Raw genomic sequence first — 24,220 nt, forward strand, 5'->3', positions numbered from 1 at the left:
TGCGCTGGTCAGGGTCAGCTAAGCTGTTGGGCCAGGTCGGTGATCAGTCATCAGGCAAGTGCAACTGCACTTCCATGGTGTCATGAAGGAGTCCGACCTCGAACACCTCGTCGTTTGCCACGCGATAGAACTCGATATGGCGTGGGCTTTTGACCGTTCCATGAATTTTTTTGGCTTGCTGACGTGAAGAGTTGAGGTGATAGCTGCGAAGATCCGGTGCAAGCTCATCACGGTCGTGGCTGCCGATGCAATATGGCGTGTCGGCAATCGCTTGCAGCGCCGCGAGGGTCAGTGCCTGGTAACGCTGGCGTGCTTGATCGCCGACTGCGTCTGGGACACTCTGAGAATGGCTGACGATGTCGCGTTGGTAATCCGATACTGCGACTTACTCAGTATTTCTCACTGGGTGGGCGGGCGGCCTCCAAGCTCAAACCCTCGAGGTAGTGCTCTAGATTCCCTTCGCTCAACTGCGTGAAGCGTCCGTGCTCAAGGTCCATGATGCCGATCGATTTGGCCTGACGCACGGCCTCAATTTTGGCGGCGTCTTCGGTAACACGCTGTTCCAATAAACGCAAACCTTCTCGTATCACTTCGCTGGCATTCTGATAGCGGCCAGACTGAACCAAGTCATGGATAACTTGTTCTTGGTGAGGGGAAGCACAACGTTTCGAGTCACCATAATGAGCCCCAGCTTTCGGTAAGCAGGTTCTTCGATTATTGGCATGTTATGCCATTTTGTCCGCGAACAAATAGTTTGGGATTTGTATCTGACAACCCGCTTCGTACCTGGTAATCCTTCGTGGCGAACAGCGCCTGCTGACCCGGACTGTAAGTGCACAATGTCCGAAACGCTTGTGGCAGGCGGATGTCGGGGGCAGCTTGATCGGTGGCGGCCTTGGGCAATCAGGCCAAGCACTGCTTGATGTGTCCGGCGTTTTCACCGATCGCATAAAGCGCACGGCGGATATTATCGCCAACACCGCCGCACCCAGGATTTCAACTCTTAAGGACACGCCCCATCTCGAATAAGAATACTGTAAAGGCGATAATTATAGTATTCATGCGTATATTTTATCTGAGGTGTTGCTTGTTTTTGACCTCTAAAAAATGAGCGATGATGGCCTTAAACATTATAAATATGGCCATTCATGGCATTCTTAGGTGTTTTCGTGATGGGTTGTGATAATTTCGAAAGGTGAAAGTATTTGTAGATATGTTATGCATGAATACGATATTGTTTGACTCGCCGTCCGATCAAGCTTGAGAGCGTCATGCATAGCATTTCAATAAAAATAAGACTGACCCTTCTGGCCGTGATTTCCCTGGTCGGCATCGGTGTGGCGGGAGGCGTTGGTATCCTGGGTGTCGGACACCTCGCCGCCGCACTCGACGATATCCAGCAACGCAGCATGCCTGCGGTGATACTGGTAACTGAGTTGCGAATGGCGCAGCTGAAATCCGTGCTCATCTCGCGCGAAGGAGGAACTTGGAGTCTTGAGCCATACGAGGCCATGGCTAATAAAGCTGATGCGGTTGCGGAGGCGAATAGTCTATTTACCTCCATCCTGGAGCGTCGAGACAAGGCAGACCAAATTGCTAATCAGGCGTATGTCGCTTATGACGCATTACCAAAATCAGACGCCGAAACGCTGCAATGGCAGAAGGTCAAAGCCGAGGTTGTTGCATTTCACGAGGTTTATGACGAATTGCATGCAGTGACCAAGGAACTGAGCACTGCCGTTGATTGGAGTGTGGTACGCAACGGTGTGCAGCGTTTTCAGGACCTTCAATTTTCGCTGGGTAACTTTCTCGAAAAGCTTGAGGTCGAAATCGAAGCGTTGAGGGGTACCGCTGGCGCGCACGCTGCGCAGGTGGCTATTGATGCTGAAGTGACCCGGCGGAGTGCTTTCAGTTATTTAGCTGCGATTTGCGGTTTAACGGCCCTGGTGCTGTCGCTTCTGACCTTTCTCATTGTGCGTAGTGTCACGTCCTCCTTGACGAGCTTGCGTCGGGTGATCGTGTCCGTGGCACAGACCAACGACTTTCGAGAGCGCGTCAAGGTGTTAGGGCGAGATGAGCTTGGGCAAACCGCACTCGCTTTCAATGGTTTGCTCGGGGGGGTGCAAGAGGCATTACTGCGCGTGCTTGAAAGTGCAACGGCAATCGCCAAGGCTGCGGACGAAACGTACTCGGCGTCCACTCAGGTCTCTGTCGCATCGGCTCGGCAAAGTGCGGCTGCGACAGCGATGGGCGCGGCCATTGGCGAAGTGACGGCGAGCATTAGTAGCGTGTCGGCGAGCGCTCAGGCTGTCCTGGGCCGCTCGGAGCTGGCTTGTACCATAGCAGTACAAGGAGCCCAGGCCATGACATTGGTTGCCAATGAGATGGACCAGGTCAATCTGGCTGTCACCCAGGCTAGCGTTTCGATTGATGACGTGAATGGCCAATCTGCGCAAATCGCCAAGGTCACATATGTCATTCGGGACGTTGCAGAGCAGACCAATTTATTGGCGCTCAATGCGGCGATCGAGGCTGCGCGGGCCGGCGAGCAGGGGCGAGGTTTTGCGGTTGTCGCCGATGAAGTTCGGCAGTTGGCCGAACGTACCGCTCAATCGACTGTAGAGATTCGGCAAATGGTTGAAACGATGCAGGCGGCAGTGAACGGGTCGGCATCGGAGATGAGCTTTATAGTCGATAAGGTTCAGTCCGGGAAACATCTTTCCGCTACGGCCGCCGAGCATATCCTCGTTGTAGAGCAGCATTCCCAGTACGTTAGCGATGGAATCACGAGTATCACATCGGCCTTGCTCGAACAAAGTGTGGTTGCTCGCGGGATTGCCCAGGATGTCCAGTTGGTGGCGCAAATGAGTCAGGAGAACAGTGGAATCGCCATGGAGACTACGCGTGTTTCGCAAACGCTTCAGGCCTCTGCCGTGGCTTTGCAGGACGCAGTCACTCGGTTCAAAGTCTGAGGGATAGAGCCTTGATCATTGAGAATTTTTTTGTTGTGAAGTGGACCTCTTCTCAAGAGCGGCGCAAATACCCTTGGAAGAGTGTGCAGATACGGCGCCACACGAACTGGAGCTACGCTTTACTGCTCCGGCGACCCAACAACTACGCCCCGATGTGCGAGAAACCATTCGCACCGGCTGGTCTGGAGCAGAGCCTGATCGATATTTGCGAGACTTTGAGCATGCTGACGGCTGCGGTGCTGTTCAGCTTTTTTAGCTCAATCGTGGCTGCTAGATCACTACGTATTACCCTGACATCGATAGCCGGCTATGATATTGTCTAGCGAACTAGATAATATCGAGCTATAGAAACCGATGCCTGCTAAAAAAACTGCACTGCACCGTCGAGTCGGAGCCCAATTGTCCTTTGCTTTGTACGGTGCTGCCAATCGGATGATTCGTCTTCACAAGCCTCTGCTGGAGCCGCTGGGGCTTACATTTCCCCAGTATCTGGCGATGCTGGAGCTCTTCAGTGAAGCGCCCCGGACAGTGGGCGATCTGGGCTCCAAACTGGCTATGGACACTGGGACAATCACGCCGTTACTCAAGCGTCTTGAGGTGGCGGGCATGGTTACTCGCACCCGCGACAAAAACGATGAGCGTCGAGTGCTGATTGACCTTACAGACGCAGGAGAAGCCTTGCGCGAGGAGCTATGGGCTGTCACCGACAAGATTAAAACTGCCTGTCAGCTTACTGACGACGGGCTGGAATCACTTCGTGACACGCTTAATGCTTTCGCGCGTCCTGCTGACGAGTGAACGGCGTGCCATCTCAACCCGTGGAAGAGGATAGCAACATGAAAGTCGGAATTATCGGTGCCGGCAACATAGGCGCAACCATCGCTCGTAAGCTTGCCGCGGCTGGCCATGAGATCAAGCTCGCCAATTCAAAGGGACCGGAATCTTTACAAGGGCTCGCCCGTGATATTGGTGCTACTGCTGTCAGCAAAGAGGACGCCGTTGTGGGGGTCGACGCCGTCATTTTGTCGATTCCTTTCGCTGCCTACCAAGACATGACAAGCCTTTTTAGCAAAGTGCCAGCAGCTGTAGTGGTGATCGATACGTCCAACTATTATCCGTTTCGAGATGGTGTCATAGACAAAGTAGTCAATGGAACACCCGAAAGCGTCTGGTCTGGCGGACAGATTGCTCGTCCGGTAGTGAAAGCGTGGAATGCATTGCTGGCTGAAACCCTGGTTAGCAAAGGGGAGCCAACCGCCGCACCGTCACGCCTGGCTATTCCTGTCGCAGGTGACGATGCCAAATCCAAGGCGATCGCGATGACGCTGGTCGAAGCGACAGGTTTTGATGCGGTGGATGCTGGCAGTTTGGGCGAGTCTTGGCGCCAGCAGCCTGGGACGCCGGCCTATTGCACGGAATTGAAGACCAATGAACTGCAGCAAGCACTCGAAGCAGCGGACAAAGCACGTGCGCCCAAAAATCGAGACGCTTTGATGGATGAGTTCATGTCCGCAACCAGCGCACTGACCCATGAACATATCGTGACTCGAAATCGAGCCGTTACGGCTGCTAATTCGCTCTAGCTTCACATACCACTCGTCCCTGCGAATCAGCGCATAACACCTGCCGGAGAAGTATTCCTTCTTAGGGGGTTATGCGCTTTCTCACCAGCTAAGATCATACGTTGTTAGCGCCATGGATTGATCTGCTGGCAGGTCAGGGGCGCTGTTCTTCTTGTTTGCGAAGGCCGCTCCGGCGGAGCGAGCCTTTCCGACCCCATCGATAAATTCGCACCATCCCCGCTTCTTTCAAGCCTGCTCGTTCGAGCAATGTTGATATCCCTCGGGAGCGCTCCTGCCTGGGATTCCCACTCGGAATTTTCCGACCCTGGCGGACGCTTGCTTCCATTTGGCAGTTCTGGGGTTCGATATCTGCACAAAGTAAGATGATAGCGTATAGTAATTATTGGTTATATTTTTTATTTGATGTTTAGATTGCATATATGTATCTGATCTATAAGTCTTTTTAATAAATTTATAATGGTATGCTAATGAATGAATCTACGGAATATTCGGTTGGAGTGATCAGGCGTTCTCGAAAAGCAAAGACAAGTACTGGCCTGGGCGAGGAGAGGAGCTGGGACCAACGACTTGGTTTTCTTATGCACGATGCTTCCCGGTTGCGACGTATCGTTTTCGATAATTTCGTAAAACCGCTGGGCCTCACTCGCTCGCAATGGTGGGTCCTGGCTCATCTTTCGCGTCACGACGGCATGATCCAGAGTGATCTCGCGCAGACGCTTGAGTTGGGTAAAGCTGCGTTGGGTGGGCTTATTGACCGTCTGGAAGCGTCCGGCTTCATTGAACGACGTCCAGACACAAATGATCGGCGAGTAAGGCGTGTGTACCTTGCGAGCAAGGGCAATCAGATAGTTAAAGAAATGCGTTTGCTCAGCCATGACATGAATGAAGAAATTTTACAGGGACTGGACCATGATCAAAGGTTGTTGCTTTCTGATTTTCTGAGCCGATTGAAACGCAACCTGGTCAATATCAAGCGTGATAAAGGAATTGAAGGTTGACGCAGGAAGGCCCCGCCATTGCCCAGCGTGGGGCTAGGGCGGAGGCCTCATGGGCGTTGTCGTAGCTCGGACCTGAACTGCAGGCGTTACTTTGAACGCCAGCCCCCATCGACACGTAGAACGGTACCTGTAATGAAGCTCGCCGCATCCGAGGCGAGAAAAAGTACGGGTTCGGCTATTTCCTCGGGTTGGGCGAATCTTCCTAGTGGCGTAACGGCCCTCACCATGGTTTCGACTTCGGCAAAGTTGGACATCTCGCTGAATATATTAGTCAGCACGCCGCCTGGCGCAATTCCATTGACCCTGACGCCGTCAATCGCAGCTTCGCAAGCAAGCTGGTTGACCAAGCCAGCGACACCATATTTTGAGGCTGTGTAGGAAGCGCCACCTGCCATTGCACCAAGACTTGCCACGGATGCAGTAAACACCATATTGCCCTTTGTTTTGGCCAAATGAGGCAGTGCGGCACGGGCGCCGTAGAAGCAACCCGAGAGGTTGACGCCGATGATTTTTTCCCACAGCGCATCGGTCGTTTCAATGCAGGGAATGCCCGTATCAATGACAGCAGCATTGCTGAAGTAAACGTCCAGATGGCCGAAGGCTGCTAGTGTTGAATCTACTAAAGCGTTTACGCTGTTCGCGTCACTTACGTCTACGTAGATGAAGTGCGCAAGCTGTGCTTTGGCATGAATGAGAGCCACGGTTTCTTTCGCGGTTTCTTCGTTGATATCCGCGACCACGACTTTGGCACCTTCGCGAGCGAAAGCGATTGCGGTAGCGCGGCCGATGCCGGAGCCCCCACCTGTCACAATGACGGTCTTATCCTTGAATTTCATTATTATTTTCCTATCTGTTGTTAGATCAGGTTGGGCAACCCGTTCGCCCAAAACATGCCATATAGTACGCATCAATACCATAATATCGGCAGCGTTTTGTGTTTTGATCTATTGCCTATAAGGCACGACGTAGCGCAGGTTCTCGTTCACCCGCAATTTCTGTCCAAGGGGAGGGAAGGCGCGCTGAATACAGTTTTTTCGATCGCAAACTTTGCAACCTGGGCCGATTGGAGTAGCTGCATCGGGATCATCAAGGCTGAGGCCTTTGGAATACACGGTGCGCGCCGCATGGCGAAGATCGCAGCCCAAGCCAATGGCGAAACTGCGTGCCGGGGCGTTATAGCCTCCAGATTGCTGAAGTACAGCCCTGGCAATCCATAGGTAGCTGCGGCCGTCTGGAGTTTGCGCGACCTGTGTCAACGTGCGTCGGGGCTGGCTGAAGGCTTCGTAAACGTTCCACAGTGGGCAGGTGCCACCGGTGCGAGAAAAGTGAAAGTCGGTGGCCGACTGACTTTTTGAGACGTTTCCCGCGCGGTCGACGCGAACGAAAAAGAAGGGGATGCCTCGCTGATCCGGCCGCTGCAATGTTGAGAGACGATGACAAACCGTTTCAAAGCTGACGTCGAAGCGCTGGGCCAGTAGTTCAACGTCGTAGCGTAGCGCTTCGGCTGCATTAAGGAAGGCTGTGTACGGCAGCAGCAGCGCTCCGGCAAAGTAACCAGCCAGACCCATTCGACCGAGGGCGCGCGCATCGTCGCTGCTGAATTGCCCGTCATCGGCCAGTTGATGGATCAGCTCTCCGGCTTCAAGGAACGCCAGTTGCGTCGCCAGATGAAACGCCAGTCGGCGGGCGGGCATCCTTGCGGGAACACGCAGGGTGCGAGTCTGCGGGTCATAGTCGCGCAAAGCCTCGTTGCCCTCGGCACTATGGTCCGGAACCGGCACCAATCTTACACCGTGTGCCTTTGCCAGACGTTGGTTCAACCCCGTGGCGATGCGAGTGGACAGGTCAAGGCTGCTGTCAGCGCAGGAGTTGTCCAGTTGCCAGTCGTGATGAAGCGATTCTGCCAATGCGTCAAGTTCGACGACATGGTTGCGGCGGCCATAGAAATAATCGCGTACTTCTTCGTAGGGCGGCACCGTCGAGCCGACGGCGGCATCGTGCGCAAGCTCACCGAGGCGTTCTTCAGCCGACTGGCAGCGCCGGTGCAATTGCAGCAGCGCCTTTCCGATAGCTGGCATCTGTTGCGCCAGCGCCTGGATTTCGGTGTCGACGATGCTGCCTGCGCCCGGCAATGTCGCCAGCGTTTCGCGTAGTTCTGCGCTCAGACGCATTTCGTCGCTTTCCGAGAATAGTTGAACATCCATATCAAAAACTTGTTTCAGTCGCAGCAGGACTGCCACGGTTAGCGGACGCTGGTCATGTTCCAACTGGCTGAGGTAGCTCGGCGACAGCTGGAGCGCATCGGCCATGCCTGCTTGTGTTAGGCCACGCTGTTCACGCAACGTGCGGAGGCGGATGCCCATAAAAGTCTTGCGCATGTAATCTCTCCTTTTCTTCGCAAGATTTACATTTGCAAAGAATTTCTTGGATTTTCATCACAATGTTAGCCATGGCAAATTTACAACGTTAAGCATACATTATGTAGGCATATCAAACCGGAGGAGAAGCGCCATGCAATTTGGGATGTTCCACGAGCTATCCACGCCGCGGCCGTTTTCGCCGCAGCGACAACGGTCGGTCTACGAGAACGCCATCGAGCAGTCGGTCGTCGGCGAAGAGTCGGGCTTCGACTTCACTTGGTGCGTAGAGCATCACTTCCTGGAGGAGTACAGTCATTCGAGTTGCCCTGACCAGTTCCTGATGGCTGTTGCGCGAGCAACCACGAAGATGCGTCTGGGCTTCGGCATCGCCACTTCGGTGCCGGCCATGCACTCGGCGGTGCGTTGGGCCGAGAAGGCGGCGTTTCTCGATGTGATGTCTGGCGGTCGTGTCGAGTTTGGAACCGGTCGCTCATCGACCTGGAATGAGCTCGGTGGCTTTGGTGCGGTGGTCGACGACACCAAAAAGGCTTGGGATGAATATGTCCGGACAATCCCAAAAATGTGGACGCAAGAACGTGTCAGTATCAACGGTCAAGTGGTCAACATGCCGGAGCGTATGGTGCTGCCTAAGCCATGGCAGCAGCCTCATCCACCCATGTGGGTGGCAGTCACTGCGCCAGGAACGGAAATTGACGCCGCTGCGCGCGGGCTAGGTGCGCTGATTCTCAGCCATACCGACATCAACCGTGCCTTACCTAGACTCAAGGCGTACCGCGAACGCATCAAGACCTGCGAACCAGTCGGTGCTTTCGTTAACAACAAAATTGCCGTGGTTAATTGGCTGTATTGCCATCCCGACGGCGATTATGCCCGCGCCCGTGGTGAAGAACTGCTTGCTTCGTTCAGCTATACCGCGGCGCAAACGGTAGAAATTTCGGAAGGCTATCCCTCAGGGAATTACTCGAATCTCGGTTTATTGGGGTCGCTGCGTGCCGATCCAGACGCACCTAGCGACAAGAAAAAATTCGCTAACGGCCTGTGCTTCGGCTCGCCCGAGGAAATCACGGAGACACTGATTGGTTGGCAAGATGCTGGCGTCGACCAGGTGGTGTTTTTGATGCAATCGCGTGAGCTCATCCCGCAGGCAGACCTGCTCGAAAGCATCCGTCTGTTTGGTCGTGAAGTGATTCCGCGCCTGGCCGAGCACCGGGCCAAAGCCAAAGGAGAATCGGTATGAACAACGATCTGTTTGGACATGCCGACACTATAGTGTTGGGCCAAGGCGTTCGCGCAGATGCGGTACTGGATGGTGATATCTCGTTCGGTAGTGCGCAAATCTATTACAGCCTGTTTGAGTTTCCAGTGGCTCAGGCGCTGGCCCTGTTACCGGCCAGTGTGCACCCCTGCATACCGGGTGTTGTAGGCGTGACATTCTGGAATGTTATCGAGGGGCCGCTGGGTCCATTCGAGGTAGCGCTGGTGGGGGTGGCTTGTCGTACCGGCATTAAGCCGCGACATTTAATTCATGCCGCTTTCGCCAGTACACCGCAGGCAGTGAATTGGTTGCGTGACCATTTCGGATTTCCGGCGCGCCTGGCGGATGTGCGGTTGCGAGAGAGTCATGACCGAATCCTCGGCAGCGTGGTTGAAAATGGCGTGAACGTGCTGGAAGTAGAGACCCAGGCGTTGCTGCCAATCGTCGGCGGCAACTCCTTCATCAAGGTCTCGCCGCCGATCGCGGTAGTAACCGGCGCCAATGGTCCAGAGCTGCAACAGTTTGAAGCCAGTTACGATTTCAAGCGCGTATTGCGTGGTGTGCCGCGGATCACCGCCTGGCAGCCGAATGCACTGAATCGCCCGCAACTGCAGGTGCCAACGCACGTCATATCGGGTGCTCACGCACTGGTTGACTTCACCGTTCACCCGCCGCGCTACCGCATGAGCCTTAACCAGGCGATTGAGATTGTCGGCGTGCGCAAGCTGGAGGTGCCGGTATGAAAAGCCCTCTTATAGTCGGCCTCGGTGGTACGACACGTGATGGTTCAAGCAGCGAGCGAGCGATGCAGACCTGCTTGCAGCAAGCGGAAGCACTGGGTGCGCGGACACGCTTTTTCGGTGGTGCTGACCTGCGCTTGCCGATGTACGACCCGACGGATCCTGAGCGCACCGATGCGGCGCGTGAGTTGGTCGAGGCGCTTCGTGAGTGTGATGGCGTGATCATTGCGTCGCCTGGCTACCATGGTTCGGTTTCCGGTTTGGTCAAGAACGCCCTGGACTACACCGAAGATCTACGTGATGACCGTCGCGTTTACCTGGATGCCCGGCCGGTTGGTTTGATCACCTGCGCTCTGGGCGACCAGGCCACAGGTTCGACGCTGTCGGCCCTTCGCGCAATCGTACATGCACTCCGTGGCTGGCCGACATCGCTGGGTGTGACGATTAACACGTCGCGCAAGGTGTTTGATGCGCAAGGCGAATGTGTAGATGACGGCGTGCGAGGGATGCTGAAGCTGCTCGCGCGACAGGTGGTTGAAGCATCGCAGCGCTCAATGGCACCGTTGCCGGCACGTCTGCCGGGCGAGGAGAAAAAAGCATGACTCAACAAAGCGAAGTGGGTGCGCGGCAGGGTGTTGCGCTGGTGATCGGTGGTAGCGGTGGGATTGGCCAGGCAATCTGTCGACGGCTAGCCGAGGCTGGCAATGATGTGGCGCTGACCTATCGCAATGGTGCCGATCGTGCGCAAGTTGCAGTCGCTGCGGTGCAGGCCCTTGATCGTCGTGCCAGCGCTCATGCGCTGGACCTGTGTGATGTAGAGCAGGTGCAGCGTGTTGTAGACGAGATCGAATTGGCTTATGGCGGTATTCATACCGTGGTTTACGCCTCGGGTCCCAAGTTGACTCATGATGGCTTCAAACCCATTGCCTCGGTCTTGCCTGATGAATGGCGGCGTATCGTAGAAGCCGATGTGATCGGCTACTTCAATCTGCTTCATGCCTGCCTGCCGGCGTTGCGTCGTACACAAGGTGCGGTGGTCGCATTGACTACGGCCGGTACGCGTCGCTATCCATCCGGGGACATCCTTTCGGCCGGGCCAAAGGCAGCAGTGGAGTTGCTTACGCGTGGTGTGGCGCGGGAAGAGGGGCGTTATGGTATCCGTGCCAACTGCGTGGGAGTCGGCTGGATCGACGCCGGGCAGGGACGTGAGATGAAAGAGATCGATGGACAGGCGCCGTTCATGGAGCGCTTTATCAAGGCGACCCCGCTACGACGCCTTGGTACCGCTGAAGAGGTCGCAGATGCAGTTCAGTATCTCGCTTCTGACGATGCGCGCTATGTCACGGGCAACCTGATCTGCGTAGACGGTGGTGGTTGTGTTTGACTAGCTAAGGGGCGTGCAGTGGAGTAATCGGCTGCGCGCCGTCAGCCTGCATAATTTGGAACTGGCGGATGAGCACATCAATTTACGCGGGCAGCCGTTGCATCGAGATAGCTGCCCTATCCGGTCTGCCAGAGGTCCGGCCTGGCGACGATATCGCTGCGCTCATCGCTGAGGCTGTTCGCTCCCATGACGCTGGCTTGTGCGATGGCGATATCCTGGTCGTGACCTCGAAAATCGTCAGCAAGGCCGAAGGGCGAGTGCGTACCGATGAAAGCCGCGCCGCGGCCATTATTGAAGAAACGGCACGGGTAGTTGCGCGGCGTGGCGATGTTGTAATTGCGCAAACCCATCATGGCTTCGTCATGGCGGCAGCGGGGGTGGATGCCTCCAATACCGAGCGGGGCACGGTGCTGATGTTGCCGCTCGACCCTGACGCCTCCGCTGCGCGAATTCGACAAGGGGTACGGGATCGGCTCGGGATTAATGTGGGAGTCATCCTTTCCGATACTTTCGGTCGCCCTTGGCGTATTGGCCAAACGGATCTTGCCATTGGTGTAGCGGGGGTATGGCCCACACTGGACTACAAGGGAATGGATGACAGCTACGGTAACCCATTGCAGGTCACCCATATTGCGCTCAGCGACGAGATCGCCGCGGCTGGCGATTTGGTCAAAGGCAAGCTTACCGGTACACCCATTGCAGTGGTGCGTGGGCTCGCGCAATACACCGTGAACTGTGAGGGGCGTGGCGTGGCAGAGTTGGTGCGCGCTCCCGAGGAAGATATGTTCCGATACGGTTCGCGGGACGTGGTGTTTGCCCGTCGAACAATTAAATCATTCTCCGCTCAACCTGTTGACCCAGAAAAAGTCGCGCGTGCTGTGATTGCAGCGACCGCCGCGCCAGCACCGCACGAAAGATTGCCTTGGCGATTCGTTCTGCTTGAATCAGCACAATGGCGGCGAGTATTGGTCGATAGTCTGGATGAGGCTATGAGCTCCAACCTGCGCAGCGATAGCATGTCCGACGCGTCAATTGCCAAGCGCATCCAGCATGACGATGTGCTGCGCAATGCGCCGTATCTGGTTGTGCCTTGCATGGTCGTGGAGGACGCGCTTGCTTATCGGGATGAGCGTCGCGCCGCCACCGAGCGGGAAGTGTTCGTCATGTCCATGGGAGCCGGCGTTCAAAACTTTCTGATCCAACTGGCCGTTGAGGGACTTGGCTCGGCGTGGGTGACGTCTACGATGTTTTGCAGTGATAGGGTTCGTGAGTTGCTCGATTTGCCGCCAGGCTGGGAGCCAATGGGGGCCGTTGCCATCGGGCACCCCTCAACCGTGCCTAGTGAGCATGAAACCCGTCAGGCGACGGATTTTATTTTGCGGCGTTAACCGAGTTGCGTATGCCATTAATGCGTCCCCGTTATCTGCGAAATATCAAAGCTGGTAGATCGTCACAAGGGGCTGTGGTGGTGTCAAACAGCATTCGTCCGTTTTCGATTTTCACCGCCACGCGCTGAAGTGGGGCGACGGCAGGACCTCTTACCGCCGCGCCACTTCGGACATCGAAGCACGCGCCGTGGAACGGGCAATGGATTTGTCCAGCTATTAATCGGCCCTCATCCAGTGGCTTGGCCAAGTGTGTACATTGGTTGCGGTACGCGTACGGCACACCTTCAGCCCAGCAAAGCAGTATCTCTTCCCCACCAACAACCTGTCGTGACATACGGGTCGCGGACAAGGCGATCGCACTGTCGTGGTCGATCCAAGGCATCTTGCAGCTCCTGAGCGGTAATGCGATAGATTCCAATATCCTTGCCTTGGCGGCAAAATATTGTCCATAAAGTATGCTACCAAATATTGTTATTCGATTGCGACCTTGGGCTATTACAAGGGTGTTTCTTGGTCCTTTCAAGCGATTATCCGCTTCATACGAGATGCCTAAAGGCTGAAGATGCCCAGAAAAAGAAGAGCATTCGCTAGCATCAGGGTCGTTGCTCGTTCAATTTAGGTATGCTAGCTTACTATTGTTCTTTACGGCTACCAATGGAGTGCGCTTTTCAAACCGCACGAGCCTCGAAACGCTCGACATCAGGCCGATAGGTTTGTGTCGGTGACGCAGCGCAACGCGAGTTTTCAATAAGCATGAGCTCCCAATGAAACGGCCATTCGATATGGCAACCTAGGAAGAGCGATATGAGCACAACTTTCGATTCCCGGATCGGTTTCGTCAATTACCCCTCCGATGAAGCGGGCGAGGCTGGCCGCAAAGCGCCTCACGTCGATCTGGGAACGCAGCAGCCTGATCCACGGCGCTACTACGACCGCGATGAAGCTCAGCGTGAATGGGATCGCATGTGGATGAAGAGCTGGGCTTTCGCGGGCCTTACTCAGGATCTACAAGAGATTGGGGACTACTTCCGTTACGATCTCGGTAAGGAGTCTTTCATCGTGGTCCGCGCCGCGCCGGGAGACGATGGCCTTAAGGCTTACTACAACGTTTGCCCTCACCGAGGCAACCGTCTGGTGCGCAGCGACTTTGGCCACATGGATCCGAACAAAGGCTTTCAATGCGACTTCCATGGCTGGAAGTTCTCGGTAGACGGATGTAACACCGAAATCCGCGACGAGTTGATCTTTCGCAGCGGCGTGATAGCCGACCGCCCCGGCTTAACTGAAGTGAGCTGTGGTGTTTGGAATAGCCTGGTCTTCGTCAACCCCGACCCTTCGCCGACTAAAACACTGCTTGAGCATTTGGATGTTATTCCCGACCACTGTCGCAACTACGATTTCAGTCAGTTCCGGGTTTTCCGAGATGTAAACGTTTGCTGGGACGCCAACTGGAAAACGGCCCTCGAAGCGTTCATCGAGTTCTATCATGCCGACGACGTGCACCCCGAACTGCTGTCCTTGACCGCTACGCGTGACTGCCAGTATGACGTGTACCGGAACGGCATCAGCCGCATGATCATCGAGGTTGGGAACTCGAATTCTCGCGCCGAAGACACATCGATCGTGACCGAGGGAATGAAAAGCCTGGTAGCGATCTATGGTGGCGATCCGGATAAATTCGCCCATCTCAAGGGCTGGGAGTACAAGCAGGCACTTATCGAGGCAAAACGCGCATGGGGCAAGAAGCACGGCTATGCGTTCTTTGACCGGCTAAGCGATCCGCAAATCAGTGATGACTGGAACTACTTCGTGTTCCCCAACATCACGATCAATATTTTCGCCGACAGCCTGTTGATCCAGGCTTTTCGCCCGCACCCAACGGATCCGAGCAAGAGCTACTACAACGCGATCACGCTGTGCTTGCCTGTGGCAGATGAGCAGACCCCCGTGTTTGATCTCAACGAATTCAACTTCGGCCCCAAGGGTTGGAAGGGGGACGAGCGTCCCGCGCGATTGGTACCGACGGATTTAACCGCGGCAAGCATCGGCTATGTGCTGGCCCAGGACGCGTTGCGGGTGCCGGAGGTCCAGAAGGGGATCGAATCAGCCGCGTTTAAAGGTTCTCGGCTGTCGGAAAGCGAGATCCGCATTCGTCACTATCTGTCCGAAATCGACGCATACCTTGGGCGAGGCTAGACAGGCGTTCTGCATCAGGCCGTATGCCACCCAATGACGGTGTGGCCGGTTATCCCACAATCCGTTGGAGCATGAGGAAATCAGTATGAGCGCTGTCCGCCCCCAACCCGACCACCGAACACTCGTCGAGATCTATCGTCGCATGACATTGATCAAGCAGAACGACGAACGTTTCCGCTCGATAATCAAATCTGGAAAGTTGGTGATGCCGTATTACTCGCCCCGTGGCCAGGAGGTCATCCCATCGGCACTGGTGGCGCATCTGACGGATAGCGATTATCTGTGCACCATCTACCGCGGTATTCACGACATGCTCGCCAAAGGTGTGCCCAGCAAGCTGTTGTGGGCTGAATTGGCTGGTCGTGCCACGGGGACTTGCAAAGGCAAGGGCGGACCGATGCATGTGACCCATCCGGCCAGCGGCGTCATGGTCACCACCGGTATCGTCGGCAGTACCATGCCGATAGCTAACGGCCTTGCGTTGGCAGCTCAGATTCGTGGCGAGAAGCGTGTCGCGATCGCGATGTTTGGCGATGGTGCGAGCAACATTGGTGCGTTCCATGAGTCGCTGAACCTGGCGTCCGTGTGGAAACTGCCGGTGGTTTTCATCTGCCAGAACAATCGTTTCGCCGAGCACACGCCGTATGCCCTGGGCACCTCCATTGAACGCGTCGCTGATCGTGGCGCTTCATACTCAATGCCATCGATCCACGTCGACGGCAACGATCCGATCGCCATGTGGCAGGCCGCGGGCGAGGCCGTCGCACGTGCGCGTAACGGCGACGGCCCTACGCTCATAGAGGCGATGACCTTCCGTTTCCATGGGCATATTTTCGGCGATGCCGATGCTTACATGGATCCGGCGGAGAAAGCGGAGGCAATGAAGCAGGATCCGGTTCCTCTATTTCGCGCGTGGCTGATCGAACAGGGGCATGCCGGCGAAGATGAGCTTGCAGCACTTGAGGCCACCATCGATAAAGAAATTGGCGAGGCGGTCGAGTTCGCCTTGACCAGTCCGTACCCGGATGTCGCGGAACTTCGCCGGGACGTTTTCGCCCAGGAGATCGAAGCATGAGCGCTACCAAATTGAACATGATCGAAGCGATTAACCTCGCGCTGGATGACGCGATGACCGAAGACTCCGAGGTCATTGTGTTCGGTGAGGACGTTGCTGACCGCCAGGAAGGCGGTGTCATGGGTGTTACCAAAGGGCTCTCGAGTAAGCACGGTGATCTGAGAGTGCGGTCGACCCCTATCGCCGAGCAGGCGATTATCGGAGCAGCGATTGGCGCGTCGCTTGTTGGCATGAAGCCAGTTGTCGAGATCATGTTGATGAACTTCACCACCGTGGCGATGGACATGATCGTCAACCATGCGGCGAAGCTGCGCTTCATGTCGGGCGGCCAGACCCATGTTCCGATCACCATCCGCACCATGACCGGTGCGGGCTTTGGTGTGGGCGGTCAGCACTCCGATTTCCTCGAAGCGTGGTTTGCCCATACGGCTGGTATCAAGGTGGTTGCGCCGTCAACGCCGGCCGATGCCTATGGCTTGATGTTGTCGTGTATCGAGGACGAGGATCCGTGCCTGTTCATCGAGAACATGACGATGTACTGGACGCCCGGTCCTGTGCCCGAACGCGGTATACGAATTCCGTTGGGCAAGGCCAATATCGTGCGTGAAGGCAGTGACGTCACGGTTATCGCGTACAGCCGGCAGGTGGTGGATGCCTGTACTGCAGCCGAGAACCTCGCCAAGGAAGGTATCTCGGTCGAGGTCATCGACCTGCGCACCATCGCACCGTTCGATATCGAGACGGTGCTTGCCTCTGTTACGAAGACCAAGCGTGCGGTGGTCGTGCATGAAGCCGTCAAACCCTTTGGCGTGGGCGCCGAGATTTCGTCGCGTATTCATGAGGAGCTGTTCAGCCAGCTCAAGGCTCCCGTCCAGCGGGTTGCCTCTGCGTTTTGTCCGGTGCCGTTCAGTAAACCGCTCGAGACTGCTTTTGTCCCTGGCGTTCCGCAAATTGAGGCAGCGATCCGCAAGACGCTTGACTGACTCTATTCCTGATCACTTTTGTGAAGGTAGCTGATAAATGATTATTGAAGTTTTGTTCCCGAAGATCGGTTTCTCGATGGAGGAGGGCAAGCTCCTCGAATGGCTCGTCGCCGATGGTTCGAGTGTCCAGGAGGGGCAGCCACTTTACGCGCTTGAGAGCGACAAATCGGTGCAGGAGATCGAGTCTCCGGCCAGTGGAACCTTGAGGATAAGCGCCGTTGCCGGCGAGGACTATAAAGTGGGTGACACATTGGCCACGATCGACGCTTCGGAAGTGTTGTCATGAGCGCGGCGTCCGGGTTATCGCTGAATCTGCCAGCCTGGCCGGAGGTGGATTATTCCGCATTCGGCGAGGTCGAGGCGGTGCCGTTGTCGCGTATCCAGAAACTGACCGCGGGTTATCTGTCGCGCAATTGGGTCGCAATTCCGCAAGTAACCCACCACGACGATGCGGACATCACCGCTTTGGACGACTGCCGTACGCGTCTGGCGAGTGAGACGGGCAGGCGAGTTTCCCCGGTGGCGTTCGTGGTCAAGGCACTGGTTGAAGGGTTGCGCGTGTTCCCACGTTTCAACGCATCGCTCGATGCAAGCGGTCAGACGCTCGTTCTCAAAAAATACTTTCATGTCGGTATCGCCGTGGATACCCCGGCAGGCTTGCTGGTGGCGGTGATCCGCGACTGTGACAAGAAGAGCGTCGTGCAGATCGCTGACGAGATTGCCGATGTCTCGACGCGCGCGCGGGAAAAGGGGCTGCCGATGGCTGATATGGTCGGCGGCTGCATGACTGTGAGCTCGCTCGGGCATATTGGCGGGACGGCCTTCTCGCCGATCATCAATGCTCCTGAGGTAGCCATCCTGGGCGTGAGCAAAGCCCAGTTGAAGCCCCAGCGTACTGAAAATGGCATTGACTGGCGGATGATGCTCCCGTTGTCGCTGACGTACGACCATCGAGTAATCAACGGTGCTGACGCGGCCCGTTTCGTGGTCCATGTCGCCGCTGCGCTTGCACAACCCGATACGCTGGTTGAGTAGTGTGAATCCTCGTTGAAAATATCTGCCGGATCCACGGCTTTAAGGATGGACACATGATATTGAGCTACGCAACTGTCGGTTCGAACAATCTTGAAAAGTCGATTCCGTTCTTTACCCGGCTCCTCGCGAAAGGGGGCGTCGGCAAACTCGCCGATCATCCGCGCGGCGGGGTGCTTTTCGGCAAAGATGGCAAGATAGTGTTGGGGGTGCTTACACCATTCGATCGCCAGGTTGCCTCGTCTGGCAACGGGGCGATGGTTGCTCTGGAGCTGCCCAGTCGAGGTGCAGTTGATGAATTCCATGCTCAAGCGCTTGCGCTGGGCGGCACCGATGAAGGGGCGCCGGGTGAGCGCGGTCCTGGCTTTTATATGTCTTATTTTCGGGATCTGGACGGCAATAAATTCTGTGCTTGCCACCTGGGTTGAGCCGGATAGAAATACGGCGTGTGGTTGATCACGCGCCGTAGTCTGGCTCGCGCATCAGCTTGATCGGACTGTAGTCTTCGGCGCCGGTGTTCTCGATCAGCGCGCCGACAGGACCACACGCGACTTCAGTCGCCGCAACGACTAACTGCCATTCCCAGTTGTTCGTAACGTTATGAGGCAAGTCGTCGGACCGGGCATCCATTGTGTCCCCAGTCGGCTTGCCTTCGTTGGTCGCGGCGACGTTCGTCATTGACAGCTAATCCCGCCGTCGACAATGAATTCGGCGCCGGTGGAGAACGATGACTCATCGCTGGCAAGCCACAGTACGATGCTGGCTACCTCGTCAGGCGTGCCTGCCCGAGCCAATGGCGTCCCGGCAATGAATTGCGCGACGATTGCCTCTGATTCGGGTGTCGGCTGCGTCATCGGTGTCATGATTAGCCCCGGGTGTACCGAGTTCACGCGGATATTTCGTGGCGCCAGCTCGACGGCTGCCGCCTTAGTCATGCCGCGCACTGCAAACTTTGACGCGGTGTACGCCAGGGCGTAGCCAGCTCCGATGAGACCGGCAACCGATGAGATATTGATGATTGAGCCGCTGCCGGCCAGCACCATCGATGGGATTACCGTCTTCATGCCCAGAAACACTGAAACCTGGTTGACGTCAATGACCCGCCGATACTCTGATTCAAGCATCGTTTCGATTGGGCTGTAGGCGACGATGCCGGCGTTGTTGACGAGCACCGAAACCGGGCCGAAAGCGTCCTCAGTCGCGTTGATGACCTGCTGCCATTCTTGCTCATTGGTGACGTCGTGATGCATGTAGCGAGCCTGGTCGCCCAGTGCGGCTGCCGTTGCCTGGCCTTCGGCGTCCAACACGTCGGTGAGCATAACCCTTGCCCCTTGCTCGACCAGTTGGCGTGCGTGAGCTGCGCCCAGGCCCCGCGCTGCGCCCGTGACGATTGCCACTTTCCCGTTCACTCTTCCCATCATAATTTCCTTGTTTTTATATGTGTGGTTCGGACCGCGTTGTCAGATCAGCGCGAACAATGCGATGCGTTGGGATGTCTGGTTTGCGCTCAGGCGTTCGACCGAGGGCGTTTCGTAAAGAGTGGTGCGCTGTCTGGCAACACGCTGATGGCTTTCGATAAGGGCCGACAGTTCATCTCGACTCATTTCCTGGCCATGCACGGCACCCGCGCTGCGGGTTATCGACTCGTTCATCAATGTGCCGCCAACGTCGTTCACGCCAGCGTACAAAGCGGCTTGAACACCGCTCGGGCCAAGTTTTACCCAGGAGGCTTGTACGTTGCGGATATGCGGATGCAACACGAGTCGTGCAACGGCATGCATTAACAGCGCTTCGCGGAAAGTTGGGCCTTTACGAGCTTTGCCGCGGGTGAATAGCGGTGACTCCATATGCACGAACGGCAAGGGTACGAACTCGGTAATACCGGCGGTCTCCGCCGCAAGTTCACGTACGCGCATCAGGTGGCGCGCCACATGCTCCAGCCGCTCCAGGTGGCCGAACATGATGGTCGCGGTGGTGCGGATGCCCAAACCGTGCGCGCAGCGCATCACCTCCAACCATTGTTGCGTGTTGATCTTGTCTGGGCACAGCGTTGCGCGCACCTCGTCATCAAGGATTTCCGCCGCAGTGCCCGGTAAGGTCCCCAGCCCGGCTTCCTTCAGTTGCGATAGATAGTCGTTGAGCGTCAGCCCTAGCGTCTGCGCACCTTGCCAGATCTCCAGTGGCGAAAAGGCATGAATATGGATCAGAGGAGCGGCTGCCTTGACTGTTCTGAGGATGCGCAGATAAGTCTCGCCGGTATACGACGGATGAATGCCTCCCTGCATGCAAACCTCAGTCGCGCCCTGGTCCCAGGCCTCACGCACGCGCTGGGCTATTTCCTCGCTATCGAGGTCGTAGGCCGATCCTCGGTGGCTGCGTTTTCCGCCTTTCGAAAAGGCGCAGAACGAACAACTGAACGTGCATATGTTCGTGTAATTGATGTTGCGATTGACCACGAAGCCTACGCTTTCACCGCATTGTTGCGAACGTAGTTTGTCGGCGCTGTAGCAAACTTGGGTGAAATCTTCGCCGCGTGCCTGTAGCAGGCGCACGATTTCCTTTTCGCTCAAGAGTTGGCCAGCGGTCGCCTGCCGTAGAATCTCAGTAATGTCTGGCGAGACAAGTGCAGGTTGTGGTGCACGCAGGCGGCTGATTTCCGCCGTCGGCGGTTGAAGTGCACCGCCAGCGTTCCAGTTGTCGGTGCGGGCCAGGCCTTCGGCGTCGATGCTGTGCAGGATGGCGACACGCAGGCCAGGGTCAACCCAGCGTGCCGTGTCGGCTGCGTAGCAAGGGTAAATCGTCAACCGTTCCTGCAGATGCTTTCCGGCTGCTCGAGTATCGCGCTCCAGTTGTTCAAGGTGCGGCCATGGTGCTTCGGGATTGACGAAGTCGGCGGTCAGCGGCGAAATCCCGCCCCAGTCGTTGATGCCCGACGCGACGATTTTCTGAAGCCCTTGAGGTGACAGGTTCGGCGGCGCCTGGATGCCCATGTCGCTACCGAACACAACTCTGGCCATGGCGATAGTCCAGCACAAGTCGTCGAGTGAGGGTTCGTGTTTGTCGGCCATGAGGGTGCCAGGCTTGGCGCGGAAGTTCTGCACGATAATTTCCTGCAGATGGCCGTGACGAGCGTGGATGTCACGTAACGCCAGCAGTGCTTCGATACGTTCGAGCCGGGTTTCACCTATTCCGATCAGGATACCCGAGGTCATTGGCACGTTGAGGCGCCCTGCGGCCTCCAGTGTCGCGAGGCGTGGCGCTGGATGTTTGTCCGGGCTGCCGTGGTGAGGCATACCGGGCTCGCAAAGGCGCTCCGACGCCGACTCAAGCATCAAACCCATTGATGCGGCCACCGGCCGAAGTTTGGTCAGCTCCTCCTCTGTCAGGCAGCCAGCGTTAATGTGAGGCAGTAGGCCGGTCTCGCGGTGCACGGTTTCTGCCGCGTGCACGACGTAGTCGATGGTGGAGGCAAATCCGAGGCGAGTCAGGGCTTCGCGTGCCGCTTTGTAACGCAGTTCAGGTTTTTCTCCGAGCGTGAACAGGGCCTCCTTGCAGCCCAGGCGGGCGCCCTGATGGGCAGTCTCGAGCATCTGTTCCAGCGTCAAATAGGCAGAATCGACCGAGGGCGATTGTCGAGAAAAAGTGCAGTAATGACAGACGTCCCTGCACAGCCGTGTCAGTGGTAAAAACACCTTGCGCGAATAAGTCACGACGTTTCGTGATCCGCGATCACGGATGCTGGACGCGACGGCCATCAGTTCGGGCATGTCGTCGTAATCAGCGAGCGCCAAAGCCTGCTCGGACGTAGGCAGAACGCCGGACGCGGCTGCCTGGAGGATCTGTGTCAGTTCATGCATAGCGCAGGCTCCATCGCGTGCATCGATTTGAAAGGGTAGAGCGCAGCAATAACGGCGGTGGTGTGCGGCCCACAGCGCCCAGCCTGCGCGGCAAGGCGCAAGAGCTCAAAGTCGTCTGGTGTATCGATGTCCAAGACTGTTGGAAGCTGCTCAATAGTGGCGATGGTGTGCTCTAGACGGGCGCACTCAGCACGGTGCAAAGCGAAGCTGCCGGCCCCGAACTGATAAGCGAATGATTTCGCATGATTTACCAGGAGAACACTGGTGCCGCCGTCTTTTGAGCGCGCCAATACGGCCCGCCGCGAGGCAGGCAGCGAGTGCCAGGTTTGCATGACGTTTACCAGTGCGGTCGCGTTGAGCAACGGCAAGTCTGAGTGAACGACCATGACGGTATCGGCCCCTTTTGCATGCGCTAATTCTGCTACGCCCACGATTGCAGCATTGAGGCTTGGTATTGTTGCGACTTGTCGGTCCAGCAACGCTAAGGCTCCGTACCGCTTTGCGAGCTCGTCAATCGCCGGTGAGCAGCAATCTGTGAGAATGCAAAGCTGGTCCGCCACGCCTGAAGCGCGGATCGCGCGGAGCACATCGTCGGCCATTGCACACGCCAGTCGTTGGCGGTCATCAGACGTCAGCAAAGAAGAAAGACGTGTTTTGGCTTGAGAAAATGATTTGATAGGCACCACGGCCCAGACGGCTTCAGTGGATGAGTTCATTGCAATACTCCACAACAGACTTGGCCAGCAGGGTTCGATCGTTATCGTCTTTCATCAGGGTCGGCATTGCCCGACAATCGAAGCCTAGGTCGCGTATATCTTGGGCTTGGTCACGATCATGATGATCAATTACCCAGGCCGTCACGGTGCCTCGATAGTGCTCGGCAAGTGCGGCGTTAGTCACCGGCATGCCGAGCTCCTGCATCATTTTTGCTGCCGGGCCTTTGACGGCCTTGCCATCGATAAACGGGGAAACTGCCACTACTGGCACGCTCGACTGTGCGAGAAGTTCGCGCATTCCATGCAGTTCCAGGATAGGGCCGACGCTGACAAATGGATTGGATGGGCACAGGATGACCGCGCGCAGCTCGGGCGAGGCTAGTGCTGCCCGCAAGTCGGCCTGAATTGCAGCCTGTTGGGTCCCGACGAAGCTGAATGAAGTCACACGCGGAGCGCAGCGTTGGCGGACGAAGTAGTCCTGGAAATTCAACGTCCCTGAATCTGTCTCAACAAATGTTGATACTGGATCGTCGGACATTGGAACCACGTGATGTTTGATGCCCAATGCTCGGGTCAGCGCTTGCGTGACTTGCGTCAGCGAAGCGCCTGCGCGCAGCTTTAGCGTGCGCATCACATGGGTGGCAAGATCGCGGTCGCCCAGCGCAAACCATGTTTCGCCATTGAGCTGAGCCAGGGCTTCCATGAAATTCCAGCTTTCACCTTCGATACCCCATCCCTGTGTACGATTCTCGCATCCGGCGAGTGCATAGGTAATCGAGTCGAGGTCTGGACATACCCGCAGACCAAGGTGCTCGAAGTCGTCACCCGTGTTGGCGACAATCAGCAGTTGCTCCGGAGGAAGCTCGCGTGCCAGGCCAAAGGCAAGCTTGGCGCCGCCTACACCCCCTGACAGAGCGACGTACTTGGGCGCAATCATCGAGACATCTCCACATGGGCGTTCATGTACCGACCCTCTACACGCCAGTGAGTCGGATGCCAGAGTGACATTTGAACTGGCGGTTAATGGTGATCAGTAGCGAGGTTAGAGCCTCAGCCGCAGCGGCATTCTGAATCGGCCCCGCCTGGAAACCTCTCGTGCCGCAAGCCTCAACGAGCTTGACTACCGCTGCCCGAGCCTCGGGATCGTTACCACAAACTAAAACGTCACATTCGAGGTCATGCGCAGACTTCAGATGATCGGCTGCGACGTTCTGAAAAGCGGAAACTACTCTCACGCTATCCCCGAGGAAATTCTGCGCGGTCTGGGCCGCGGAACCTGCTGAGGGCAGCTGCACGGTGCCGACTTTGGGCGGCATCAGCGGAACGGTTACGTCGATGAGGATTTTCCCGGCGAGCTGCTCTTTGACTTCTGCAAGAGTGGACTGCTGGTGACTGAACGGGACTGTCAGCACCACGATGTCGGCAGCCGCCGCTGCGCCGGCGTTATCCATGTCGCTGAGCAGTGATGCGTCTACGTAACGCTCGGCAAGGATCGAGCACAGCTCGCTGCAGGTTGCCGTGGCTTTCTGGCGTTCGCGTGAGCCGATGATGACCCGGTATCCGGCAGTGATCCAGCGTAGAGCGAGGCCTGACCCGAGGTCGCCGGTGCCGCCAAGAATCGCCAACAAAGGTTTGGTTTCCATATGTGCTAAGGCTCTTT

The 24,220-nt window shown here is 56.5% G+C and carries 25 protein-coding genes and 2 pseudogenes; 16 read left to right on the forward strand and 11 right to left on the reverse strand.

Going from position 1 to position 24,220, the window contains the following annotated elements; all coding sequences use genetic code 11:
• Positions 1-43: 43 nt before the first annotated feature.
• Both AB1462_RS15600 and AB1462_RS15605 read right to left on the reverse strand, forming a co-directional pair.
• A pseudogene (locus tag AB1462_RS15600) lies at positions 44-393 on the reverse strand (type II toxin-antitoxin system RelE/ParE family toxin).
• Positions 390-679 (reverse strand): annotated as a pseudogene (locus AB1462_RS15605) (type II toxin-antitoxin system ParD family antitoxin). Before AB1462_RS15605 ends, AB1462_RS15600 begins: the two co-directional pseudogenes overlap by 4 nt.
• A gap of 592 nt (positions 680-1,271) precedes the next feature.
• Here AB1462_RS15605 and AB1462_RS15610 point away from each other — a divergent pair.
• The 5 genes from AB1462_RS15610 to AB1462_RS15630 all read left to right on the forward strand — a co-directional run bounded on the left by AB1462_RS15610 (position 1,272) and on the right by AB1462_RS15630 (position 5,553).
• Entirely contained in the window at positions 1,272-2,972 is a 1,701-nt protein-coding gene (locus AB1462_RS15610; protein ID WP_367247180.1) for a methyl-accepting chemotaxis protein, read from the forward strand.
• 11 nt (positions 2,973-2,983) lie between these two features.
• A complete protein-coding gene (locus tag AB1462_RS15615) occupies positions 2,984-3,295 on the forward strand; it encodes a hypothetical protein (protein WP_367247182.1) in 312 nt (103 codons plus the stop codon).
• 31 nt (positions 3,296-3,326) lie between these two features.
• A complete protein-coding gene (locus tag AB1462_RS15620) occupies positions 3,327-3,770 on the forward strand; it encodes a MarR family winged helix-turn-helix transcriptional regulator (RefSeq protein ID WP_367247184.1) in 444 nt (147 codons plus the stop codon).
• Positions 3,771-3,790: 20 nt separating this feature from the next.
• Complete coding sequence (locus tag AB1462_RS15625; protein WP_367247270.1) at positions 3,791-4,555, forward strand: NADPH-dependent F420 reductase; 765 nt, start codon at positions 3,791-3,793, stop codon at positions 4,553-4,555.
• 467 nt (positions 4,556-5,022) lie between these two features.
• Positions 5,023-5,553 carry a MarR family winged helix-turn-helix transcriptional regulator gene (locus AB1462_RS15630; protein WP_367247185.1) on the forward strand — a complete coding sequence of 177 codons (531 nt, stop codon included), beginning with the start codon at positions 5,023-5,025 and terminating at the stop codon, positions 5,551-5,553.
• A gap of 86 nt (positions 5,554-5,639) precedes the next feature.
• On the opposite strand, the gene AB1462_RS15635 is transcribed toward AB1462_RS15630, so the two are convergent.
• Together AB1462_RS15635 and AB1462_RS15640 are read right to left on the reverse strand one after the other, a co-directional pair.
• Positions 5,640-6,389, reverse strand: coding sequence for an SDR family NAD(P)-dependent oxidoreductase (locus AB1462_RS15635; protein ID WP_367247187.1), 750 nt, complete (start codon positions 6,387-6,389; stop codon positions 5,640-5,642).
• Between the two features lie 108 nt (positions 6,390-6,497).
• Complete coding sequence (locus tag AB1462_RS15640) at positions 6,498-7,931, reverse strand: short-chain fatty acyl-CoA regulator family protein (RefSeq protein ID WP_367247189.1); 1,434 nt, start codon at positions 7,929-7,931, stop codon at positions 6,498-6,500.
• 133 nt (positions 7,932-8,064) lie between these two features.
• Here AB1462_RS15640 and AB1462_RS15645 point away from each other — a divergent pair, with 133 nt between their 5' ends.
• From AB1462_RS15645 to AB1462_RS15665, 5 genes are all read left to right on the forward strand, one after another.
• Complete coding sequence (locus AB1462_RS15645) at positions 8,065-9,171, forward strand: LLM class flavin-dependent oxidoreductase (RefSeq protein ID WP_367247190.1); 1,107 nt, start codon at positions 8,065-8,067, stop codon at positions 9,169-9,171.
• Positions 9,168-9,932, forward strand: coding sequence for an acetoacetate decarboxylase family protein (locus AB1462_RS15650; RefSeq protein WP_367247191.1), 765 nt, complete (start codon positions 9,168-9,170; stop codon positions 9,930-9,932). Before AB1462_RS15645 ends, AB1462_RS15650 begins: the two co-directional genes overlap by 4 nt.
• Positions 9,929-10,531 (forward strand): NADPH-dependent FMN reductase, encoded by a 603-nt coding sequence (locus tag AB1462_RS15655; protein ID WP_096480529.1) that lies wholly within the window; start codon positions 9,929-9,931, stop codon positions 10,529-10,531. Before AB1462_RS15650 ends, AB1462_RS15655 begins: the two co-directional genes overlap by 4 nt.
• The gene (locus AB1462_RS15660) at positions 10,528-11,313 is read left to right on the forward strand and encodes an SDR family NAD(P)-dependent oxidoreductase (protein ID WP_367247192.1); all 786 of its coding nucleotides are present in this window, start codon (positions 10,528-10,530) and stop codon (positions 11,311-11,313) included. The genes AB1462_RS15655 and AB1462_RS15660 overlap by 4 nt, the downstream gene beginning before the upstream one ends.
• Before the next feature lie 68 nt (positions 11,314-11,381).
• Positions 11,382-12,701, forward strand: coding sequence for a coenzyme F420-0:L-glutamate ligase (locus tag AB1462_RS15665; RefSeq protein ID WP_367247194.1), 1,320 nt, complete (start codon positions 11,382-11,384; stop codon positions 12,699-12,701).
• 31 nt (positions 12,702-12,732) lie between these two features.
• Here the strand turns inward: AB1462_RS15665 and AB1462_RS15670 are convergent, their stop codons facing one another.
• A complete protein-coding gene (locus AB1462_RS15670; RefSeq protein ID WP_367247195.1) occupies positions 12,733-13,083 on the reverse strand; it encodes a Rieske (2Fe-2S) protein in 351 nt (116 codons plus the stop codon).
• A gap of 422 nt (positions 13,084-13,505) precedes the next feature.
• Here AB1462_RS15670 and AB1462_RS15675 point away from each other — a divergent pair, with 422 nt between their 5' ends.
• The 6 genes from AB1462_RS15675 (at position 13,506) to AB1462_RS15700 (ending at position 18,415) form a co-directional block, all read left to right on the forward strand.
• Positions 13,506-14,897, forward strand: coding sequence for an SRPBCC family protein (locus tag AB1462_RS15675; protein WP_367247196.1), 1,392 nt, complete (start codon positions 13,506-13,508; stop codon positions 14,895-14,897).
• A gap of 85 nt (positions 14,898-14,982) precedes the next feature.
• A complete protein-coding gene (locus AB1462_RS15680; RefSeq protein ID WP_367247197.1) occupies positions 14,983-15,972 on the forward strand; it encodes a thiamine pyrophosphate-dependent dehydrogenase E1 component subunit alpha in 990 nt (329 codons plus the stop codon).
• Positions 15,969-16,955, forward strand: coding sequence for an alpha-ketoacid dehydrogenase subunit beta (locus tag AB1462_RS15685; RefSeq protein WP_367247199.1), 987 nt, complete (start codon positions 15,969-15,971; stop codon positions 16,953-16,955). The genes AB1462_RS15680 and AB1462_RS15685 overlap by 4 nt, the downstream gene beginning before the upstream one ends.
• A gap of 37 nt (positions 16,956-16,992) precedes the next feature.
• Complete coding sequence (locus AB1462_RS15690; protein ID WP_367247201.1) at positions 16,993-17,241, forward strand: biotin/lipoyl-containing protein; 249 nt, start codon at positions 16,993-16,995, stop codon at positions 17,239-17,241.
• Positions 17,238-17,990, forward strand: coding sequence for a 2-oxo acid dehydrogenase subunit E2 (locus AB1462_RS15695; RefSeq protein ID WP_367247203.1), 753 nt, complete (start codon positions 17,238-17,240; stop codon positions 17,988-17,990). The genes AB1462_RS15690 and AB1462_RS15695 overlap by 4 nt, the downstream gene beginning before the upstream one ends.
• A 53-nt stretch (positions 17,991-18,043) precedes the next feature.
• Positions 18,044-18,415 (forward strand): VOC family protein, encoded by a 372-nt coding sequence (locus AB1462_RS15700; RefSeq protein WP_367247205.1) that lies wholly within the window; start codon positions 18,044-18,046, stop codon positions 18,413-18,415.
• Between the two features lie 28 nt (positions 18,416-18,443).
• Here AB1462_RS15700 and AB1462_RS15705 read toward each other — a convergent pair whose 3' ends face one another.
• The 6 genes from AB1462_RS15705 to npdG are packed head-to-tail and all read right to left on the reverse strand — an operon-like array spanning position 18,444 to position 24,203.
• On the reverse strand, positions 18,444-18,665 hold the full coding sequence (locus AB1462_RS15705; protein WP_367247206.1) for a hypothetical protein: 222 nt from the start codon (positions 18,663-18,665) through the stop codon (positions 18,444-18,446).
• Positions 18,662-19,408 (reverse strand): glucose 1-dehydrogenase, encoded by a 747-nt coding sequence (locus AB1462_RS15710; protein WP_367247208.1) that lies wholly within the window; start codon positions 19,406-19,408, stop codon positions 18,662-18,664. The genes AB1462_RS15705 and AB1462_RS15710 overlap by 4 nt, the downstream gene beginning before the upstream one ends.
• A gap of 39 nt (positions 19,409-19,447) precedes the next feature.
• Positions 19,448-21,844, reverse strand: coding sequence for a 5-amino-6-(D-ribitylamino)uracil--L-tyrosine 4-hydroxyphenyl transferase CofH (gene cofH, locus AB1462_RS15715; RefSeq protein WP_367247210.1), 2,397 nt, complete (start codon positions 21,842-21,844; stop codon positions 19,448-19,450).
• Entirely contained in the window at positions 21,832-22,560 is a 729-nt protein-coding gene (cofC, locus tag AB1462_RS15720) for a 2-phospho-L-lactate guanylyltransferase (RefSeq protein WP_367247211.1), read from the reverse strand. The genes cofH and cofC overlap by 13 nt, the downstream gene beginning before the upstream one ends.
• Positions 22,544-23,497 (reverse strand): 2-phospho-L-lactate transferase, encoded by a 954-nt coding sequence (gene cofD / locus AB1462_RS15725; RefSeq protein WP_367247212.1) that lies wholly within the window; start codon positions 23,495-23,497, stop codon positions 22,544-22,546. The genes cofC and cofD overlap by 17 nt, the downstream gene beginning before the upstream one ends.
• 37 nt (positions 23,498-23,534) lie before the next feature.
• Positions 23,535-24,203: an NADPH-dependent F420 reductase gene (gene npdG, locus AB1462_RS15730; RefSeq protein WP_367247214.1), complete on the reverse strand. Its 669-nt coding sequence runs from the start codon at positions 24,201-24,203 to the stop codon at positions 23,535-23,537.
• Positions 24,204-24,220: the final 17 nt, after the last annotated feature.

The sequence above is a fragment of the Pseudomonas sp. SB113 genome (genome assembly GCF_040754745.1).
Classification (GTDB): domain Bacteria; phylum Pseudomonadota; class Gammaproteobacteria; order Pseudomonadales; family Pseudomonadaceae; genus Aquipseudomonas; species Aquipseudomonas grimontii.